General features: G+C 52.3%; 19 protein-coding genes and 2 pseudogenes. 9 read left to right on the forward strand and 12 right to left on the reverse strand.

Annotated elements, in window-relative coordinates:
* Nucleotides 1-224: 224 nt before the first annotated feature.
* Complete coding sequence (locus tag ACLJQJ_RS08175; RefSeq protein WP_077950928.1) at nt 225-491, forward strand: hypothetical protein; 267 nt, start codon at nt 225-227, stop codon at nt 489-491.
* A 168-nt stretch (nt 492-659) separates the two neighbouring features.
* Entirely contained in the window at nt 660-800 is a 141-nt protein-coding gene (locus tag ACLJQJ_RS08180; RefSeq protein ID WP_031607419.1) for a hypothetical protein, read from the forward strand.
* A gap of 145 nt (nt 801-945) precedes the next feature.
* Here the strand turns inward: ACLJQJ_RS08180 and ACLJQJ_RS08185 are convergent.
* Both ACLJQJ_RS08185 and sspH2 read right to left on the reverse strand, forming a co-directional pair.
* Nucleotides 946-1,488, reverse strand: a pseudogene (locus ACLJQJ_RS08185) (transposase); the annotation flags it as partial.
* Between the two features lie 101 nt (nt 1,489-1,589).
* The gene (gene sspH2, locus ACLJQJ_RS08190) at nt 1,590-3,950 is read right to left on the reverse strand and encodes a type III secretion system effector E3 ubiquitin transferase SspH2 (RefSeq protein WP_063809182.1); all 2,361 of its coding nucleotides are present in this window, start codon (nt 3,948-3,950) and stop codon (nt 1,590-1,592) included.
* Between the two features lie 260 nt (nt 3,951-4,210).
* On the opposite strand from sspH2, the pseudogene ACLJQJ_RS08195 reads away from it, so the two are divergent.
* Nucleotides 4,211-4,564: pseudogene (locus ACLJQJ_RS08195) on the forward strand (tyrosine-type recombinase/integrase); the annotation flags it as partial.
* Between the two features lie 373 nt (nt 4,565-4,937).
* On the opposite strand, the gene ACLJQJ_RS08200 reads toward ACLJQJ_RS08195, so the two are convergent.
* Genes ACLJQJ_RS08200 through yobA form a run of 3 tightly spaced genes read right to left on the reverse strand, consistent with a single transcriptional unit; the run spans nt 4,938 to nt 6,558 of the window.
* Nucleotides 4,938-5,291 (reverse strand): YebY family protein, encoded by a 354-nt coding sequence (locus ACLJQJ_RS08200; protein WP_000722368.1) that lies wholly within the window; start codon nt 5,289-5,291, stop codon nt 4,938-4,940.
* 16 nt (nt 5,292-5,307) lie between these two features.
* Nucleotides 5,308-6,183, reverse strand: a complete 876-nt coding sequence (copD, locus tag ACLJQJ_RS08205; protein WP_017441953.1) for a copper homeostasis membrane protein CopD — start codon at nt 6,181-6,183, stop codon at nt 5,308-5,310.
* Complete coding sequence (gene yobA, locus ACLJQJ_RS08210) at nt 6,184-6,558, reverse strand: CopC domain-containing protein YobA (protein ID WP_000168393.1); 375 nt, start codon at nt 6,556-6,558, stop codon at nt 6,184-6,186.
* 137 nt (nt 6,559-6,695) lie between these two features.
* Between yobA and ACLJQJ_RS08215 the strand changes: the two genes are divergently transcribed.
* The 3 genes from ACLJQJ_RS08215 to exoX all read left to right on the forward strand — a co-directional run bounded on the left by ACLJQJ_RS08215 (nt 6,696) and on the right by exoX (nt 8,412).
* A complete protein-coding gene (locus tag ACLJQJ_RS08215; RefSeq protein ID WP_000856224.1) occupies nt 6,696-6,926 on the forward strand; it encodes a DNA polymerase III subunit theta in 231 nt (76 codons plus the stop codon).
* A 107-nt stretch (nt 6,927-7,033) separates the two neighbouring features.
* Nucleotides 7,034-7,690, forward strand: a complete 657-nt coding sequence (locus tag ACLJQJ_RS08220; protein ID WP_000100256.1) for a nitrilase-related carbon-nitrogen hydrolase — start codon at nt 7,034-7,036, stop codon at nt 7,688-7,690.
* Nucleotides 7,691-7,713: 23 nt separating this feature from the next.
* Entirely contained in the window at nt 7,714-8,412 is a 699-nt protein-coding gene (exoX, locus tag ACLJQJ_RS08225) for an exodeoxyribonuclease X (RefSeq protein ID WP_000944285.1), read from the forward strand.
* A 34-nt stretch (nt 8,413-8,446) separates the two neighbouring features.
* Here exoX and ptrB read toward each other — a convergent pair whose 3' ends face one another.
* The 4 genes from ptrB to yebG all read right to left on the reverse strand — a co-directional run bounded on the left by ptrB (nt 8,447) and on the right by yebG (nt 12,175).
* Entirely contained in the window at nt 8,447-10,498 is a 2,052-nt protein-coding gene (gene ptrB, locus ACLJQJ_RS08230) for an oligopeptidase B (protein ID WP_000936999.1), read from the reverse strand.
* 212 nt (nt 10,499-10,710) lie between these two features.
* Nucleotides 10,711-11,370, reverse strand: a complete 660-nt coding sequence (locus tag ACLJQJ_RS08235) for a tellurite resistance TerB family protein (RefSeq protein WP_063809567.1) — start codon at nt 11,368-11,370, stop codon at nt 10,711-10,713.
* Nucleotides 11,371-11,463: 93 nt separating this feature from the next.
* Nucleotides 11,464-11,817: a protein YebF gene (gene yebF, locus ACLJQJ_RS08240; RefSeq protein WP_063809566.1), complete on the reverse strand. Its 354-nt coding sequence runs from the start codon at nt 11,815-11,817 to the stop codon at nt 11,464-11,466.
* Nucleotides 11,818-11,884: 67 nt separating this feature from the next.
* The gene (yebG, locus tag ACLJQJ_RS08245) at nt 11,885-12,175 is read right to left on the reverse strand and encodes a DNA damage-inducible protein YebG (RefSeq protein WP_000257723.1); all 291 of its coding nucleotides are present in this window, start codon (nt 12,173-12,175) and stop codon (nt 11,885-11,887) included.
* Nucleotides 12,176-12,305: 130 nt separating this feature from the next.
* Here yebG and purT point away from each other — a divergent pair, with 130 nt between their 5' ends.
* Entirely contained in the window at nt 12,306-13,484 is a 1,179-nt protein-coding gene (purT, locus tag ACLJQJ_RS08250; protein ID WP_000173429.1) for a formate-dependent phosphoribosylglycinamide formyltransferase, read from the forward strand.
* Nucleotides 13,485-13,583: 99 nt separating this feature from the next.
* Here purT and kdgA read toward each other — a convergent pair whose 3' ends face one another.
* The 3 genes from kdgA to zwf form a co-directional block, all read right to left on the reverse strand.
* Entirely contained in the window at nt 13,584-14,225 is a 642-nt protein-coding gene (kdgA, locus tag ACLJQJ_RS08255; RefSeq protein WP_000800494.1) for a bifunctional 4-hydroxy-2-oxoglutarate aldolase/2-dehydro-3-deoxy-phosphogluconate aldolase, read from the reverse strand.
* A 37-nt stretch (nt 14,226-14,262) separates the two neighbouring features.
* Nucleotides 14,263-16,074: a phosphogluconate dehydratase gene (gene edd, locus ACLJQJ_RS08260; protein WP_001069118.1), complete on the reverse strand. Its 1,812-nt coding sequence runs from the start codon at nt 16,072-16,074 to the stop codon at nt 14,263-14,265.
* A 234-nt stretch (nt 16,075-16,308) separates the two neighbouring features.
* Complete coding sequence (zwf, locus tag ACLJQJ_RS08265) at nt 16,309-17,784, reverse strand: glucose-6-phosphate dehydrogenase (RefSeq protein WP_000301711.1); 1,476 nt, start codon at nt 17,782-17,784, stop codon at nt 16,309-16,311.
* A 341-nt stretch (nt 17,785-18,125) separates the two neighbouring features.
* Here zwf and ACLJQJ_RS08270 point away from each other — a divergent pair, with 341 nt between their 5' ends.
* Nucleotides 18,126-18,995 (forward strand): MurR/RpiR family transcriptional regulator, encoded by an 870-nt coding sequence (locus ACLJQJ_RS08270; protein ID WP_001056719.1) that lies wholly within the window; start codon nt 18,126-18,128, stop codon nt 18,993-18,995.
* A gap of 123 nt (nt 18,996-19,118) precedes the next feature.
* On the forward strand, nt 19,119-20,561 hold the full coding sequence (gene pyk / locus ACLJQJ_RS08275; RefSeq protein WP_000091156.1) for a pyruvate kinase: 1,443 nt from the start codon (nt 19,119-19,121) through the stop codon (nt 20,559-20,561).
* The last annotated feature ends 38 nt before the right edge of the window (nt 20,562-20,599 follow it).

A 20,599-nucleotide genomic window follows, 5' to 3' on the forward strand; every position in this document is an offset into this window, starting at 1 on the left:
TGGTACAATTAATGTGCCACTGGTTAGAAATCAGTAATACGATTTTATCAGGCTGATGCTCTGGCCTGTCAGGATTTGAGGTATCCACCCGGTTTACCAGCCCCCTGTATTTGGCACCAGTGGAACCCACTTCCCGATCCAGGATATCCAGTACCCACCACCGAACCTTTTTCCCCAAAAGACATGAGCAACCTCAAGCGCCTTGTCTGGATGATAACCACGGTATGAAGTTTGATAACGCGTGGAATCAGGGAGTATGGTTCGCTCTCCGTTCAGCAACTGGACGCCCTTCTCCCCAGCCTTTCAGCGTTGAAGATTTGCCAGCGCTGGGTGAAGAGTGTATGCGAATTATGAAAATCGCTTCTGCCGTTTATACTTCGAAAAAGACGTTATCAGAAAGGTGGTTCGCAAGCGCGGAGTTATTAAACCTTTACTTAACGAAATACGGTTTAAGTTGCTTGAATTGCAGCAGAAAGAAAACGACGGCTTGATGATGCTGGACAAATTAAGCGAGCATGGCATCAATGGACTGATACGCCGTCAATAAAAGGAAGGGTGCATGGACGATCCCGTCACATCACCAATCACAACAGAAGAGCACAAAACAACATTTCACAGCGTAAAGGATAAAACACGATGCCATTTTCAATCAAACACATATGTTCAGGCCCAAAAGGACACTACCCAGAAATCTCCGGACCTATACAGAACAAGCCAGTACCGAGGAATTGCACACTGACCTCAACAACATGCGATATACAGAGCTATACAGTATTCAGCAGATGGTCCTGCAGTTATGAAATGCGCCCACCCGGTGCAGAAGAAAAAACCCCACGACTAAAACTCTCAGCAACGGAGCTCTTATGGCTATCTAAAACAATAGAAACAGAGAGGCGCAACACAAAAGAATGAGCCTGTCAGTAATTCTGTGTAACTTCCCAGTTATTAAAGGTGATCGCTCAGGCGGTCACCGAACTCGATAATAAAACGGCTCATCGCCAGCCGCCAGTTCTGGATCGGCATACTCCATTTTTTTGACGCATCCTTGATTGCCAGATAAATAACTTTTCGTACTGAGTCATCCGTTGGGAACACCTTGCGTTTCTTAATCGCGGCACGGATCACGCAGTTTAGGAATTCGACTGCGTTTGTCGTATAGATGGCCTTGCGGATATCCGGCGGATAACTGAAGAGCGTATTGAGGTTTTCCCGGTGCGCACGCCAGCTTTTTCTGATTTGCGGATATTTATCGTCCCGGACTTTCGCGAACGCATCTATCGCCATCAGTACCGCCTCTTCGGTCGGGGCCTGATAGACCATCTTCCGGCCGCTGGTGACGGCTTTGTAGTCTTTCCAGGCTACGTATTTCAGGCTGTTACGCACCATATGGATACTGCACAGCTGGATATGGGGCTGCAGGAAGACGTTGTTTATCGCATCCGGGAAGCCCTTCAGACCATCCACACAGGCAATCAGGATGTCCTTAACATCAGGAAGAAGCAGGTCTTCATAGCCCACTGTTGCGGCATCCCCTGCCCGGCGAGGTACAACGTCCCCCATTCGCCTGGCGCGGTGAATATCATGTTCAGTTAAGACGCTAGATAGCTACCCAGCATCTCCTCCACAAGAGGTCGCAGACCATCCAAAAATGTCTTCTTCGCGCTCTCCATCGCTCTTGCTCCGATAGTGCGCTCTGCATCGGTATTACCGACCAGCCCAGACGGCCTCAGCTCTGTGTCAGACAGCGTCCGGTACGTTTCCTCATAATCCGATATTTGCTTTTCACGAAGCGCGTTAACGCGTTCCGGCACTTTGCGCTCCAGCACGCTGTGTAACGGCCCCCACTGCAGTATCCACTCCCTGAACTCGCTTTTTTCAGCGGCTTTCACCTGAAGCTCCGCAGCCTGAAGGTCTGAAACCGTCACGCCGGATATTCTAAAGAAACGCATTTCTGCCGTCACGCTGGTCAGCCCGAGTGCTTTCTTCAGCTTATTCTGATACGCCAGATAGACTTCAACATCATCGGCCAAGGCCAGCGTTCCGGCCTTTTCCCGGGCAATCTGTTCCAGTTTTTCCAGACGGAACATCTCACGCCCCGTGGCAACCAGCACCACGAGATTATTATCGTATTCCCCTTTTTCTGCATCATGTATCAGTTGTACGTTCTTCATCTGGTGCAGAGCAAGTGTGACCCGGTCCTGGCAGCTTGCTGTTGCCTCTGTTGCCATGGCAAAGGTTTTTGCTCTCAGCGCCTCATCTTCAGCCAGTTGTGCCAACCAGGACGATATCTGTGCCTTAAACCCCGCGTCCTTTATGCAGTTTTCCGTCTCACTCAGTCTGTCCAGGAAGAGGCTGAAGGCAGCAGCGTTATCTTCCTGTCCGAACATATGCCATCTGTCTGCAGGAGCCGGTCCCCCCTCCTGGGCAGGCACCAGCCAGTTAGCCGCCGCCAGGTGCAGTGCTCGTGCTTCCCGGGGGGCGGAGGCCCCCGCCATATCGAATAGTATCCTGGGGCCTGAATAGCCTGGCGCGCTGGTGATGTCCCGCAGCGCCTGCAGAGTGCGTTCAGACAGAGGATTGCCTTCCAGATTTACGGCTGCCTCTGAAGACAGACCCGTGATGCTTTCCGGCAGGCGGGTCAGTTGGTTATTGCGGGCATACAACCGTTGTAGGCCTGACGGCAGCGCCGGCAGGCGGGTCAACTGTGGGTTAGCATCAACCGACAGCGTCTGTAGTCCTTCCGGCAACGGCGGCAGGCGGACCAGTTGTGGATTGCGATCGAGCGTCAGCAACTCCAGTCCTGCCGGCAACAACGGCAGGCTGGTCAGTTGATTATCTGATACCGACAGCACCTGTAGTCCTGCCGGCAACGGCGGCAGGCTGGTCAGTTGGTTACCTGCTACCAACAGCCTCTGTAGTCCTGCCGGCAACGGCGGCAGGCTGGTTAGTTGATTACCTGCTACCAACAGCATCTGTAGTCCTGCCGGCAACGGCGGTAGGCTGGTCAGTTGGTTACGTGCTACCAACAGCATCTGTAGTCCTGCCGGCAACGGCGGCAGGCTGGTCAGTTGGTTACCTGCTACCGACAGCGTCTGTAGTCCTGCCGGCAACGGCGGCAGACTGGTCAGTTGGTTACCTGATACCGTCAGCACCACCAGTCCTGCCGGCAATGGCGGCAGGCTGGTCAGTTGGTTATCTTCGACAGTAAGCACCTCCAGTCCTGACGGCAGCGTCGGCAGGCTAGTCAGATAATTATTATGAGGAATAACTAATGTTGTTATATGCGTTGGTAAACAGTCTGGTAAGGCGGTAAGGCCTGACTCTCCCACATTAAGCTCTCGACTGCCGTTATTCAGGCAAGTACATATTCTCTGTACCGTCGCAGCACGACCGCGTAACTCTTCTGCTGGCGCAGCCCTCTTCCATTCTGACCAGACAGCATCATACGCTGCTGGTGTCTGTGGAGCCGCCGGATCAGGAAGGGGGGATACCTGGAGTGTCCCGGATGCCCCTTCCGCATGTTCTGTACATTCCTCTCCCTGTTCTATGTCCATGGTGAAGCGATATGTTTCATTGTGCCCCTGGCAATTCACGGTATAGTTCCCGGCGTCATCAAGGGTGACCGACAATATCTCCTGGTTGTCTGCATCCAGGATACAGAAGTGGCTTTCCCCGTGGCGGCCAGAGTGAATGCTTTCCTCGTATCCGGCATACGCGAGCATCCTGAGCTGTTCAAATCTGCTGACTACATCCTCCCGCGTCGTTCCGACCGAAGGGTGGCAAATCGTCCAGATACATTCCAGCGCTTCAGTCTGGTGCGTTGAGCAGAAAAACTCCTTAATTTTTTCCCATAAGCTCATTTCAGGCGGGGTTGCAGATTGGGCAATACAGTTAATACGAAGGTTAGTAATTGTGGCGGGAAGACATCCGCTTCCAACATGCAAGGGCATAATAAAAACCTTTATAAATTTACACATAATGTCTGTCTGGCGGACATCCTCTTTCCCTGGCCTTAATTTCACAATAAGGTTATCGACGGATTCATGGTCGTCCTGCCATGGCGGGCTTCAGTAGGTGCAGAAGAAAAATCCGTTATAATGACCAGATGGCGGGACTGTCATTTTGCAGCTAAAGGTGTCGATTTTTTCAGGGGCGCTTTCTACGATGACCAGATCATCCGGCATCAGCGCCCGGGCGTTCAATTTTGGCAGGCAGATCCCTGACCCTTGAGGCGCCGGGGTTACGTCCGGGAACGGTTATCGATCGCTGCCGGCTGGTAAGCAGAACCGATTTCATGATCAGTGCCGGAATCAGGAAAAATAGCCCGACCGGGAATATTCACCCGGATGGGCTGACAAAGAAATTTGTAAAAGCCAGAAAAATTTCAGGCGTTAAATGTAGTGATAACCCGCCAACTTTTCACGAGATTCGTAGCCTGGCTGGTCGGCTGTACAAAGACGAACGCGGCGAGGAATTCGCTCAAAAACTACTGGGCCACACCTCAGAGAACACCACGAAACTCTATCTCGATGAACGCGATAATAAAGCTTACGTGATGCTCTGATTTTGCTGTAAAAGAAATGTTAAACTGGATTTGGATGTGATATAACCAAAAAGACCGGAATACAGAAATTCGAGGAAATTTCGAGGAATTTCGAGGGGAAACACATAACCCATTGATTTATAATCTAAATAAAAAGAGACCGAATACGATTCCTGTATTCGGTCCAGGGAAATGGCTCTTGGGAGAGAGCCGTGCGCTAAAAGTTGGCATTAATGCAGGCTAAATCGCCTTGCCCTTTAAGAATAGATGACGACGCCAGGTTTTCCAGTTTGTGACGAAGGTGATTGAAAAAACCTGGCGTTTTGTCTGTCATCAGAGATAAAAAAACCGTAAGCCTTTTCGTGAAGGTTTACGGTTTTTTATTAAAAATCAGTCAGCTATTGGATGGATCACAAAGCTTTTGCGCACGTTCGATAAACGGCGCCAGACTCATTTTCTCACCGGGCTTCGCCGGGTTATCGATTTGAATGACGGCAATAGGCTGAGCACGCGTTTTACCCTCCGCTACTTGCTGTTCGGCAATGGCATTCAAGGGATACTGCACCAGCGTACTGGGGTTGATCACATAGAGCGCCTGGCCAGGCCGACAGGTCAACATGACCTCTTCCCGATTAAACGCCCACTTGTCTTTTCCTACTTCAAAACGACTTACGGTAATCACCTGCGGCGCCGCCAACGCTACGCCCGAAGTGGCCAGCAGAAGCGCCGGAAGGAGTATTTTTTTCATTCGTTATGCCAGTCCATCAGAAAGGTTCGAGGGTTGCAAACAGGCTGACGATCGCCAGAACTATGCCTCCAACTCCCCATTCAATTTGCGTCATCCTGACAAACCATAGGTCAGTCCGGGGATTTTCCTGTCGCATACGTGGTACGAGAACATACCGATTCGTCAGCGCAATTGCTACCATAAGCACCACCAGCGCACATTTTAACAAAAGCAACTGTCCATAGGTGGTCTGCCAGATAGCGGTAAATCCCGTGATAAATAGCGTGTTGCCAATGCCTGTGAGCAATACGCCCGCCACAAAAAAGTGACCATAACGAGAAAAACGCATCATGGCGCTAATGGCATGTTGACGCCAGCGTCCCTGAGCCATGCGCATACAATAAACCACTGGCAACAGCCCACCAAACCAGGCTGCGGCACAGAGTAAATGCAGAGCATGGTTAATCTGCTGTAATGTTCCCGCTACACCGTCGCGCATCGTCGCATGTCCAACGCCTGCCAGCAGGATAAACTGAGCAACGGTTAGAATAAGAAGCCGTCGTTGCATTTTTACCGGCGCAATGACTACCACCGCCAGCGTGACCAGCGCGAGGATAATTTGCCATATCCAGACCGCGCCAAAGCGGGTTTGCAGTACCGCGCCCCACACCGAGACGGAAAAAACATCGGGCCAGCCGCCACCCATCAGTCCGCCCTGAATTGCCAGCATAAAAGCCGCGCTGATAACGCTCCAGGCGGCGGCATGTCGTTGCAGATGTAAAAATCGACGCGTCATTAAACGACGAATTGATGCGGGTGCCAGCCAGGCGCCGTAAAGCGCGCAGCCGTAGACCAGCATCAAACTAGCAAAATGAATAAATCGGAGAGTTATCCAGACGAATGTCAGCATCATTTATTTCACGCTGAAGGTGTATTTCCCTTTTGTTTTATGTCCATCCACCGACACAACGTGCCAGTCTACCGTGTAAGCGCCAGATTTTAACGGCTGCTCAAGCGGGATAATCAACTGCGTTTTATCCTGTTCATTTCGCTTTGCCGGGCGCGTTTTGATGAGCTCTTGCTGAGGGCCAGTAATGGTTGCGCCGCTGAACCCTGGCTCAATCCCTTCAGAAAAATTCAGAGTCAGCGCCTGTGGCGAGGCCGTAACGGCAGCATTCGCCGCTGGATACTGATGCGTCAGGTGCGCATGTGCCCAGGCCGCTGGCGTCGCAAATGTCGATGCCAGCAACAGTAAAGCTAAACGTCGCGATGGTGCAGAAGAAGCCATATTCACTATTCCTTTTTGTTATGCCTACGTTACAAAGAATAACCTTCAACAATCAATGAGTCGAGGATCATCATTTCCACCTTGCCATTACCGCGGACTCTTAGTACCTTCTGGCGGCAACAAAAAAGGAGACGCGTATGAAAACGAATCTGGCTCAGCTTGAACAAGCGGAAATGGATAAAGTCAATGTGGACCTGGCGGCAGCCGGGGTGGCATTTAAAGAGCGCTACAATATGCCAGTTGTCGCAGAGGCGGTCGAACGTGAGCAGCCAGAGCATCTACGCGCCTGGTTTCGCGAGCGGCTGATTGCCCATCGTCTGGCTTCCGTATCACTATCCCGACTCCCTTACGAACCCAAAGTTAAATAAAAATTATATAACGTTACACTTCCTTACATGCAGACGACTACATTATAAGGCGATTCTTAACCTATGCTTTTTAGAATGGCTGTAGAGACTATGAAAAGGAAGTCATTATGTCCTCCTGGAAAATTGCTGCTGCGCAGTATGCGCCCCTGAACGCCTCGCCGGCGGAGCATGTCGCCCATCATCTGGAATATATTGAGCTTGCGGCTCGTCAACAGTGCGAACTGCTGGTCTTTCCGTCACTGTCGCTATTAGGCTGCGACGAAAGGAATAAATCGTTGCCCGCCCCGCCTGACGAGGCGCTTTTACAGCCGCTCACTCATGCGGCCGATACCCACCATATGACTATCATTGTGGGTATGCCTGTTGAACATAACTGCCGCTTCGTAAAAGGCATCGCTATTTTTGCCCCATGGCTAGCGTCGCCGCTCATGTTTCACAAAAGTCATGGCGCCTGTATTGCCAGGCAGCGAAGCGCTATCAACGTGGTGGATGAGCAGCCAGAAGGTGGTGATATAGATCCCTCATTTACGTTATTCACAACCAGTCAATGTCTTAACGAACCTGAACTACATGCTTCTACCTCACGCTTACAACGTTTTTCGCATAAATATGCGCTGGCCGTACTGATGGCCAATGCCTGTGGCAGTAGCGCGCTGTGGGATGAAAGCGGGCAACTTATTGTTCGTGCCGATTGCGGTTCGCTATTACTGACGGGCCTGCGCACAACGGAGGGTTGGCAAGGCGATATCATTCCATTACGCTAAGGTCTTTCGGTGAGGAATGAATCATGTTGCGGATTATAGACACGGAAACCTGCGGGCTGCAGGGCGGGATCGTAGAGATAGCCTCTGTAGATGTCATTGATGGCAACATTGTCAATCCCATGAGTCACCTGATACGCCCCGATCGCCCTATTACGCCGCAGGCGATGGCGATACACCGTATTACCGAAGCCATGGTCGCCGATAAGCCGTGGATTGAAGATGTCATACCGCTTTATTACGGTAGTGAGTGGTATGTCGCTCACAATGCCAGTTTCGACAGACGCGTATTACCTGAATTGCCGGGTGAGTGGATCTGTACCATGAAGTTGTCGCGACGCCTGTGGCCGGGAATAAAATACAGCAATATGGCGCTCTATAAATCGCGCAAACTAAGCGTACAAACGCCACCGGGGCTGCATCATCACCGGGCGCTTTATGATTGCTATATCACCGCCGCCTTGCTGATTGATATTATGCGAACCACCGGCTGGACCGCGGAAGAGATGGTCAATATCACGGGCCGTCCTGCGCTGTTAACCACTTTCTCGTTCGGTAAATACCGCGGTAAGGCGGTATCTGAAGTCGCAAAACGCGATCCGGGCTATTTACGCTGGCTTTTTAATAACCTTGATAATATGAGCCCGGAACTTCGCCTGACGCTTAAACACTACCTGGAAGATGTTCAGGCTGGCGAGCAACGCAGCAATGGAACACCACAATAACCCGCGACGCTCACAAGCCGTTGCGGGCGCGCGTCTATGCGCTATGTAAGGTTCCCTGCGCCAGGCCGATTAAAAAGGCGAATTCCAGCGCGACGCCTTCGTAGGATTTAAACCGCCCCGACTTACCACCGTGCCCGGAGTCCATATCCGTACATAACAGCAGCAGACGTTGGTCCGTTTTTAGCTCGCGTAATTTTGCCACCCACTTCGCCGGTTCCCAGTATTGCACCTGGGAGTCGTGCAATCCTGTCGTCACCAGCAGGTGCGGATAGTCCTGCGCTTTGACATTGTCATAAGGACTATAGCTTTTCATATAGTCATAATACTCAATATCCTGCGGGTTCCCCCACTCTTCAAACTCTCCTGTCGTTAGTGGGATCGACTCATCCAGCATCGTGGTTAATACATCAACAAAGGGTACCTGGGCAATAACGCCGTGGAAAAGCTCGGGGCGTTCGTTGATAGCGACGCCCATTAGCATTCCGCCCGCGCTCCCGCCCATCCCATAACACAGCGACGGCGAACCGTAACCCAGTTTTAATAAGGCATCGCAGGCATCAAGATAGTCATTAAAAGTATTCCGCTTTTTGAGGAATTTACCATCTTCATACCACTGCTGCCCCAGCTCACCGCCGCCGCGAACGTGTACGATTGCGTAAACAAAGCCACGATCCAGCAAACTCAGTCGGCTGCTGCTGAAGTCGGCGTCAATACTGGAACCGTAAGATCCGTAACCGTAAACCAGAAGCGGATTTTGCCCTTTACGAAAATACTTCTGATGATAAACCAGCGATACCGGCACTTCGACGCCGTCGCGTGCAGTGATCCACAGGTGTTCGCTCTGATAACAGCCAGAATCAAACCCAGGCACTTCCGTCTGTTTAAGTACCCGTCGTTCTCCGGTATCCATATCCAGTTCAAACAAGGTATCTGGCGTCGTCATTGAAGAATAGCCGTAACGCAGCCGGGAGGTCTCAGGTTCGGGATTATAGGCAAGCCACGTCACGTAAGCCGGATCGTCAAAGGCGATGCCTATCACTTCACGGGTTTTACGGTTAATTTGCCGCAAGCTGGTAAGCCCCCGTTGACGCTCTTCTACAACTAACCAGTCGGTAAACAGGGTAAACCCTTCCAGCATAATATGCTCGCGCGGAGGGATCAGCTCTTCCCAGGCGTTTTCATTGCGCACGCGGGTACGGTACAACCCAAAGTTTTTACCGTTCCGGTTAGAGCGCAGGTAAAACTTATGTTGATAGTGATCGAGACTATATTCATGGTCTTTGCGGCGCGGTAAAAATGAAAACGGCTCGGCATCGGCCAGTTCCGCGTCAAGTAATAGCACTTCGCTAGTGGTGGCGCTGGCAAGATGAATCACCACATAATGCTGCGAAGTGGTTTTATGCAGGCTGACATAAAAGGTATCGTCTTTTTCTTCATATACCAGTTCATCTTGCGATGACGGAGTGCCAATCGTGTGCCGCCAAACCTGATAGGGCAGCAGCGTCTTCTTATGCTTACGCACATAGTAAAGGGTCAGGGAATCATTGGCCCAGACGAATTCAGGCGCAACGTTATCCAGCAGTTCCGGATACCAGTTACCGCTTTCGAGGTTACGAAAACGCAACCCATACTGACGACGGGATAAATAATCTTCCGCCAGCGCCATGATGGTATTATCCGGCGTAATGGCAAGTCCGCCGAGCGTATAAAATTCGCTGTGCGCGGCCCGCTGGTTCGCATCGAGCAAGGTTTCCCACACATCCCACTCTTCGCTTAACGCCGATTGTCGTTGATAGATGGCATATTCGCAGCCGGGTTCATAGATATAACGGTAGCGATAGCCATTTTTCACATACGGAGCGGAAACTTCTCTGGGCGGGATGCGATCGATAATTTCTTTTAGAATGCGGTCCTGTAACGCCTGCTGAGAGGTCATGACCTTCCGGCCATACTCATTTTCCTGATGCAGGTAATCAAGGACTTCCGGCTGCGAGCGAGTGTCATCTCGCAGCCAGTAATAATTATCAATGCGCGTATCGCCATGTACGGTCATGGCATAGGGAATTCGATTGGCTTTTGGCAACATGTCGTTTTTTCTTTTGCGTTAATATTTGTTATATATCACGCGGCAAACACAGCGGCGTAGCATGGTAGTCCCGGTCGCTCACCTCGGTAAACGCCTGAGATGTCACTGCTTCGCCGCTATCCTGCAACATGAATGACGTAAACTATCCATCCTATAAGGGTGGCAAAAGACACGCATGATGCAAGCGAAACATGTTACTTAATGGCAGGTTATCAGCCTGGTAGCGCCTGTTTTTGCTGCTGCAAGTCCTGCTCGATACCGTCCCGAACCTCCTGAGGAATTTTTAGTGCGTCTCCTAACGCATTCAGATAGCTACGTTCCATAAAGTGGTCAATATCAATGGCAGCGCAGCTCAGGAAGTAGATTTCCAGAGCTTCTTCTTCATTGCGAATGCCCTGTGCCAGACGTTGTGGATCAAGCGGCTGCTCAATAGCTTTTTCGATAAACACACGCCCTTGCTCTTCCACACCTGATTCTCGCAGTTGGTGCTCAATCGCCGCGCGTTCTTTGGCATCAATATGCCCATCGCTTTTTGCAGCAAAAACCACCGCCAGGATCAGTCGCTCAGTGCGAACATCCAGCGGCGTACTTTGGCTGCCGAATTGCGGCTCCCCCTGATGCGCAGCGCGTACTTTATCTTTGTACTTATTCCACAATACGGAACCCGCCACCGCGCCGCCGCCCACCAGCAAAGCGCCAGTACCGTATTTGGTTAATAATTTGCGCGAAGACTTATTGGCGACCAACAGTCCAGCCAGACCGCCCAGCGCGCCGGGAACCAGCAGTTTATTTAACCCCTGTTCACCGGAAGGCGATGCGGAAGCGCCTTTTTGCCCAAGAAGTGATTGTAATTGGTTCAACCAGTTAGCCATAGTACCCCTCAAATACAGACCAATAATGGTCAAGCGTACCTGAGGGGATGTCAGGAATTGTCTGTTCCGGCAAAAGAAGCGCAAATTACGCTGCTAGCGGGGCTTATATTCCGCCTTGCCGGCTTTGCAATCAACGATAACCTGATAATGAATATCGGCACTTTTACCGCGAACGGTTAGCGGAACTGTCCATTTATCATTTTTACCTACAACGTCCTGCACATTAACCCACGCGACCGGGTCAGCCTGCCCGACCTTTTTTTGGTCGTCTGCCCACCGCACGATACGATTTTGCTGGTAGTCGCGCTTCACGCTTGCCGCAATCCCGGCGGCATCCAGCCCTTCGCACTGCGGAAACTTAACCGATTTACTCTCGGTGGATGCCGCAAATGCCGATACGCTGGCGGATAACAACAGCAGGCTCAACAACGCTCCTCTTTTATTCATACTTTTCTCCTTAGCACAATGATTCAGGAAAAGCATGGTACAAAACGCCGGGAGCGCAAGTGTGGGTTCAGGCAGCTTGCTTTTTCGTTTTACTCGCGGCGTCCTTTTCAACCGCCTGCGGAGAAGGCAACTTACCGGTTTTGAGGATAGTACTTAACACCTCTTTATGTTCCGCCAGCCACAGCGACAACGCTTCGCGCTGCCCATCTTCCAGCACGACTGGCGACTGCTCAAGCCAGGTATCAAGAAGATCGGCAGTATCGAGCATTTTGTCCCAGGCGTCGGCTTCCTTTTTACTGGTAAATGACATCTTCTCCTCACCCTCGCGAATGACTACGTATTTAACTTCAACCGCCATTTTGCAGCCCCTTATTTACCTGTATTTATATACAGTATATTGTAAGGCAGCAAGAAAAGCAATTTATTCGAAAAGACATACGCAAACGTTTTCGTATATACTGCGCGCAGGTAAATAAGGGGACAGAAATATGACGCTATTAGGCACTGCGCTGCGTCCGGCAGCAACGCGAGTGATGTTATTAGGGGCAGGAGAATTAGGAAAAGAGGTGGCGATTGAATGCCAACGCCTGGGGATCGAGGTTATCGCCGTCGATCGTTATCCTGATGCTCCCGCCATGCATGTGGCTCACCGTTCACACGTCATTAATATGCTGGACGGCGAGGCGCTACGTCATGTGATTACAGAGGAAAAACCGCATTATATCGTGCCGGAAATAGAAGCGATCGCCACCGATACGCTGCGCGAGCTGGAGGGCGAAGGGCTGAATGTCGTGCCTTGCGCCCGTGCAACGCAGCTCACGATGAACCGCGAAGGGATCCGTCGCCTGGCCGCAGAAGAATTAGGACTGCCGACATCGACGTATCGCTTTGCCGACAGTGAGGCCAGTTTTCATGATGCGGTAGCCGCAGTGGGTTTTCCTTGCATCGTCAAACCGGTCATGAGCTCTTCCGGCAAAGGCCAGAGCTTTATCCGCTCGGCCGAACAGCTCGCGCAGGCATGGGAGTATGCTCAACAGGGCGGACGCGCTGGCGCGGGTCGCGTGATTGTGGAAGGCGTGGTTAAATTTGATTTTGAAATTACGCTGCTCACCGTTAGCGCCGTCGATGGCGTGCATTTCTGCGCGCCGGTCGGTCATCGTCAGCAAGATGGTGACTATCGCGAATCCTGGCAGCCACAGCAGATGAGCGAACTGGCGCTGAAGCGGGCGCAAGAGATTGCCCGTCATGTGGTACTGGCGTTAGGCGGTCATGGCCTGTTCGGCGTTGAACTCTTCGTCTGTGGCGATGAAGTCATTTTCAGCGAAGTCTCCCCTCGCCCGCACGATACCGGAATGGTCACGTTGATTTCTCAGGATCTCTCTGAGTTTGCGCTGCATGTGCGCGCCTTTCTGGGAATGCCCGTAGGCGCTATTCGCCAGTATGGTCCCGCTGCCTCGGCCGTGATTCTGCCGCAGCTTACCAGTCAAAATGTGACGTTTGATAATGTACACGCGGCGGTAGGAGCCGGAGTGCAGGTACGGCTGTTTGGTAAGCCTGAGATCGACGGCAGCCGTCGTCTTGGTGTAGCGTTAGCGACAGGTGAAAACGTTGAAGAAGCGGTGATAAGAGCGAAAAAGGCCGCCAGCCGCGTGACGGTAAAAGGCTAATGCGCCATCGCCTGATGGCGACGTTAGCGCATTTTTATCAGACCTGCCTGATCGCCACTCGTAAGCCCGATAAGCGAGCGCCATCGGGCATTTAACGGCTTACTGCTTCGCGCCTTCTACCGCTTCGCGCGCCAGTTTGGTGATGCGATCGTAATCACCCGCTTCCAGCGCGTCGGCCGGCACCAGCCAGGAACCGCCGATGCACAACACGCTTTTCAGCGCCAGATAGTCACGATAGTTTGCCGGAGAGATGCCGCCGGTTGGGCAGAAACGTACCTGAGAGAACGGACCGGCAATCGCCTGCAACGCTTTGGTGCCGCCATTTGCTTCCGCCGGGAAGAATTTGAACTCTTTCAGACCATAGTCCATGCCCAACATCAGTTCAGAAACGGTGCTAATACCGGGAATCAATGGGATAGTGCCTGCCGTCGCGGCTTTCAGCAGTGGCTCAGTCAGTCCCGGGCTAATCGCAAACTGCGCGCCCGCTTCCGTCACCTCCGCCAACTGCTGCGGATTGAGAACGGTTCCGGCGCCGACAATCGCTTCCGGCACGTCTTTAGCGATAGCGCGAATAGCATCCATCGCGCAGGCCGTACGTAAAGTCACTTCCAGAACGCGAACGCCCCCGGCCACCAGCGCTTTAGCCATCGGCACCGCGTGCTCCAGTTTATTGACTACAATGACCGGGACAACCGGGCCGGTGGTCAGGATTGCTTCTGCACTTGTTTTCCAGTTTTTCATCGGAATTCTTCTCTCGCCTGATTACTAGTGTGTCATCTTAAAAAGTGATACAGGTTGCGCCCTGCTCCGCACCCGACAGCTTTTCGCGCAGCGCGCCAAACAACTCACGCCCCGTTCCGACGCGCGACGCGCTCAGGTCCGGAATATGAGGCTGACGAGCGGCAAGTTCCGCCTCGTCGACCAGCAGAGTTAACTCACCTGTCTGCCCATTCACGCGAATGATGTCGCCATCGCGCACTTTTGCCAGTAAGCCGCCATCGTAGGCTTCCGGCGTTACGTGGATAGCTGAAGGCACTTTACCCGAAGCGCCTGAAAGTCGTCCATCAGTAACTAACGCGATTTTGAAACGGCGGTCCAATAATACACCAAGTGGCGGCATGAGTTTATGTAATTCTGGCATTCCATTCGCTTTTGGTCCCTGATGACGCACGACAACGACACAATCCCGGTCAAGCAGGCCCGCATCAAACGCAGGCAGCACATCATGCTGACTTTCAAATACCATGGCAGGCGCTTCAATGATCTGGTTTTCAACCGGTACCGCAGACGTCTTCATTACTGCGCGCCCCAGATTACCGCTTAGCACCTTAGTACCGCCGTGAGGAGAGAACGGCTTATCAAAAGAGGCAATGACATCGTTATCCAGTGACCTTTCCGCGCCTTCACGCCAGTCCAGCTCGCCGTTGTTGAGCCAGGGCTCCAGCGTATAGCGTTTCAGGCCGAAGCCTGCGACAGTATTAACGTCTTCGTGCAGCAATCCGGCATTGAGCAGCTCACGCATCAATACCGGTACGCCGCCCGCCGCCTGGAAGTGGTTAATGTCCGCCGGACCGTTCGGGTACAGACGCGCCATCAACGGAACCACTTCCGACAAATCCGAGAAGTCATCCCAGTTGATCAGAATGCCCGCCGCGCGCGCCATTGCAACCAGATGCATGGTGTGGTTGGTGGAACCGCCGGTAGCCAGCAGCGCGACAATGCCGTTCACCACGACTTTTTCGTCGATCATTTTACCGAGCGGCATCCACGTATTGCCGTTGCCGGTAAGACGTGTTACCTGACGTGCGGCAGCGGCAGTCAATGCCTCGCGCAGCGGCGCATCCGGATGCACAAACGAGGAACCCGGCAACTGCATTCCCATAAACTCCACCACCATCTGGTTGGTGTTGGCGGTGCCGTAAAATGTACAGGTGCCCGGCGCATGGTAAGAGGCGGCTTCCGACTCCAGCAGCGCCATTCTGTCTACTTTTCCTTCCGCATATAGCTGACGAATACGGACTTTTTCTTTATTCGGCAGGCCGCTCGCCATCGGGCCTGACGGAACAAAAATCGCGGGTAAATGACCAAAAGAGAGCGCGGCCATCGCCAGCCCCGGAACAATTTTGTCGCATACGCCGAGGAATAACGCGCCGTCAAACATATTGTGAGAAAGGCCTACTGCTGCCGACATCGCTATCACTTCGCGGCTGAGTAATGACAACTCCATGCCATCCTGTCCTTGCGTAACGCCATCGCACATTGCCGGTACGCCGCCTGCGACCTGACCTACCGCATTCACGGAATGCAGGGCCTGACGAATAATTTCCGGATAATGTTCATACGGTTGATGCGCAGAGAGCATGTCATTGTAGGAGGTGATGATGGCGATATTATTGCGCAACATACTTTTCAGCGAGGCTTTGTCCTCTGGCTGACAGGCGGCGAAGCCATGCGCCAGGTTGCCGCAGGCCAGTTGAGATCGGTGGACCGTGGCGGTTTTCGCCTGCTCAATGCGGGCAAGATAGGCTTTTCGGGTCTGCTGCGAGCGTTCGACAATGCGCTGTGTTACGCGTAACAAATTAGGATTCATAGAGGCTCCTGAAATTTATCTGTCCGGCTACCGGGTTTACCATGCGTTTCATCAATGTGGAAAGACAGTGAAATACATGATGTCCGGGGATAATGGGGCAAAATCGTTTCAGGCAGTGTAATAAAAAAAGCCTCGCAGGTGAATCCACACGAGGCTTAAAAGTGCAAAAATGATTCTACAATCTGTGTTAGATCATGTTACCGGTAAAATACCACCTAAGAGTGAGTGGTAAATTTACTCAAACTCATTCCACGAACGACCGTCACGGGTAATCATCGCCACGGACGCTACCGGTCCCCAGGTGCCCGCCTGATACGGCTTCGGCGCGTCGTTGTCCATCGCCCATGCTTCGGTAATGGAGTCCACCCACTTCCAGGCTTCTTCCACTTCGTCACGGCGGACAAACAGCGCCTGAATGCCACGCATCGTTTCCAGCAGCAGGCGCTCATATGCATCCGCCAGGTGCGTCTGATTAAAGGTTTCGGAGTAGCTCAGATCAAGCTTCGTGATCTGCAGATTATGCTTATGATCCAGCCCCGGTACTTTGTTAAGCACCTGAATATCTACGCCTTCATCCGGCTGCAGGCGAATCGTCAATTTGTTCTGCGGCAGGTCTTGCCAGGACTCTTTAAAGAGGTTCAGTTCAGGCGTCTTGAAATAAACCACGACTTCAGAGCACTTGGTTGGCAGACGCTTGCCGGTGCGCAGATAGAATGGCACGCCCGCCCAACGCCAGTTATCGATGTCGACGCGGATCGCGACGAACGTTTCGGTGTTGCTGCTTTTATTCGCGCCCTCTTCTTCCAGATAGCCCGGCACCTTTTGCCCCTGCGCAAAGCCCGCGGTGTATTGACCACGAACCGTTTTTTCACGCACGTTGGAGCGATCAATACGGCGCAACGATTTCAACACTTTGACTTTTTCATCGCGAATACTGTCGGCGCTCAGGTCAGACGGCGGTGACATGGCAATCATGCAGAGAATTTGCAGCAAGTGGTTCTGGATCATATCGCGCATCTGACCGGCCTGGTCAAAGTATCCCCAGCGCCCTTCAATCCCCACCTCTTCCGCTACGGTAATCTCAACGTGATCGATAGTGCGGTTATCCCAGTTATTAACGAATAACGAGTTGGCAAAACGCAGCGCCAGCAGGTTGAGAACCGTTTCTTTGCCCAGATAGTGGTCGATACGATACACCTGGCACTCTTCAAAGTATTCGCCGACCCGATCGTTAATCTCACGCGAGGTCGCCAGCGAAGTACCCAACGGTTTCTCCATCACGACACGCGCCGGTTTGGCGTTGAGTTTAGCCTCCCCTAACCCTTTGCAAATAGCGCCAAACGTGCTGGGCGGCATCGCAAAATAGTTAATGGTGGTACGGTTTTTTTGATCCAGCATATCGCCCAGGCGACTGAACGCAGGCGTATCGTTAACGTCAAGATTACAAAAATCCAGACGGCCGCTCAGCGTATCCCACAAGCCTTCATCAATTTTTTCCTTCATGAAGGTTTCCAGCGCCTCACGCACGACGTGGGTATAAGCTTCTTTATCCCAGTCCGCGCGCCCCACCCCAATGATCCGGGTATCCGGATGGATCTGGCCGGCTTTCTCAAGCTGATACAGGGAAGGCAGCAGTTTCCGGCGCGCCAGGTCGCCTTTCGCGCCGAAAATGACCAGGTCACATGCCTGGGCTGTTTGCGTTACCGCCATGTCATTCTCCTCAGTTAATCTCCTGGTACTTTAGCCAGGATATCGTTGTAATTTTATTACACAGCACTGTACTGCTTTTACGAGATTACGGAAACCGTAAACGCCTTTTCATAGGTGAACCGGCGTTTGATTGGCAATATAATCGGCAAAACGCCTAATAAAATTGTCGCTTTTCCACACAAGCTGGAACTTAAAATCCGACGTCGGTCATGTAATGAAAAAAAACGACACCTTTTTTAGCCATTTTGCCCCCTTTGACAGCCTCCAGGAGTAATATCTAACAAAACGCGCTCGGTTTCGCGCATCATTGAAATCGCTAATACCCATGAGCCTTGCTAATCATGAATATGCTGGAAAAAGTCCAGTCTCAACTGGAACATTTAAGCAAATCTGAACGAAAAGTCGCCGATGTTATTCTGGCCGCCCCAGGCAGATCGATTCACTTAAGCATTGCCATGCTGGCCCAGGAAGCTAACGTTAGCGAACCAACGGTGAACCGTTTCTGTCGCAGCATGAATACCCGCGGCTTTCCTGATTTTAAACTGCATCTGGCGCAAAGTCTGGCAAATGGCACCCCCTATGTTAATCGCAATGTGGATGAAGATGACAGCGTTGAGGCCTATACAGGAAAAATCTTCGAGTCCGCCATGGCCAGTCTCGACCATGTTCGTCAGTCGCTGGATAAATCGGCCGTCAACCGCGCCGTCGATTTACTGACCCAGGCAAAAAAAATCGCCTTTTTTGGTCTTGGTTCCTCCGCCGCGGTCGCGCATGACGCCATGAATAAGTTTTTTCGCTTCAATGTGCCGGTGATTTACTCCGACGATATCGTGCTGCAACGGATGAGCTGTATGAATTGTAACGATGATGACGTCGTCGTGCTCATTTCGCATACTGGCAGAACCAAGAGCCTGGTGGAACTGGCGCAGTTGGCGCGGGAAAACGATGCGATGGTGATCGCCCTGACCTCCGCTGGAACGCCGCTGGCGCGCGAAGCCACGCTGGCCATTACCCTCGACGTACCGGAAGATACAGACATTTATATGCCCATGGTCTCTCGACTTGCTCAGCTGACCGTGATAGATGTGCTGGCAACGGGATTTACTTTGCGTCGCGGGGCGAAATTCAGAGATAACTTGAAGCGTGTCAAGGAAGCGCTCAAGGAATCGCGTTTTGATAAAGAATTACTCATCAGGAGTGATGACCGCTAAAAGCAATAACAATGTTCTACCCTTTTCGTCATCCGGGGACGTTCATTTTATACCGTTAAGGTTTCAGAACGACCGGTTCAATGTTCACGCAACACCAAGTTGTTTTAGTCAACGGAGTATTACATGTCCAGAAGGCTTCGCAGAACCAAAATCGTTACCACGTTAGGCCCGGCAACTGACCGCGATAACAACCTTGAGAAGGTTATCGCCGCGGGCGCAAACGTAGTACGTATGAACTTCTCTCACGGCTCGCCGGAAGATCATAAAATGCGTGCTGATAAAGTCCGTGAGATTGCCGCCAAATTGGGGCGTCATGTGGCTATTTTAGGCGACCTGCAAGGGCCAAAAATTCGCGTTTCCACTTTTAAAGAAGGCAAAGTGTTCCTCAATATCGGGGACAAATTTCTGTTAGACGCTAACCTGGGTAAAGGCGAAGGCGATAAAGAAAAAGTCGGCATTGATTACAAAGGGTTGCCGGCAGACGTCGTTCCTGGCGATATCCTGCTGCTTGACGATGGTCGAGTGCAGTTGAAAGTGCTTGAAGTCCAGGGCATGAAAGTCTTTACCGAGGTCACCGTCGGCGGCCCGCTGTCTAACAATAAAGGCATTAACAAGCTCGGCGGCGGGCTTTCTGCTGAAGCGCTGACCGAAAAAGACAAAGCCGATATTCAAACCGCTGCGCTGATAGGCGTTGACTATCTGGCCGTATCCTTCCCGCGCTGCGGCGAAGATCTGAACTATGCACGCCGCCTGGCGCGCGACGCCGGCTGCGACGCGAAAATTGTGGCTAAGGTCGAACGCGCCGAAGCGGTATGCGATCAAAACGCCATGGACGATATCATTCTGGCCTCTGACGTTGTGATGGTCGCACGTGGCGACCTGGGCGTTGAAATCGGCGATCCGGAGCTGGTTGGTATCCAGAAGGCGCTGATTCGCCGTGCGCGTCAGCTAAACCGCGCAGTCATCACCGCAACGCAGATGATGGAGTCGATGATCACCAACCCGATGCCGACCCGTGCGGAAGTGATGGACGTGGCGAACGCCGTCCTGGATGGCACGGATGCGGTTATGCTGTCTGCCGAAACCGCAGCCGGTCAGTATCCTTCTGAAACCGTTGCCGCAATGGCGCGCGTCTGCCTGGGCGCAGAAAAAATCCCCAGCATCAATGTGTCTAAACACCGTCTCGACGTGCAGTTCGACAACGTTGAAGAAGCTATTGCCATGTCTGCGATGTATGCGGCAAACCATCTGAAAGGCGTTACCGCGATCATCACCATGACGGAATCCGGTCGTACCGCGCTAATGACTTCCCGTATCAGCTCCGGCCTGCCGATTTTCGCCATGTCGCGCCATGAACGCACGCTGAACCTGACCGCGCTCTACCGCGGAGTAACGCCAGTGCATTTTGATAGCGCGGCTGATGGCGTTGTCGCGGCGCATGAAGCTGTTAATCTGCTGCGTGATAAAGGGTATCTGGTTTCCGGCGACCTGGTTATCGTGACTCAGGGCGATGTCATGAGCACCGTCGGTTCAACCAATACCACGCGTATTTTGACCGTTGAGTAAAACTCCTCCACGCCTGTTCATCAGGTAGTACAGGGTTT

Source organism: Salmonella sp. SAL04202 (assembly GCF_046550775.1).
In the GTDB taxonomy this organism is placed as follows: Bacteria; Pseudomonadota; Gammaproteobacteria; order Enterobacterales; family Enterobacteriaceae; genus Salmonella; species Salmonella enterica.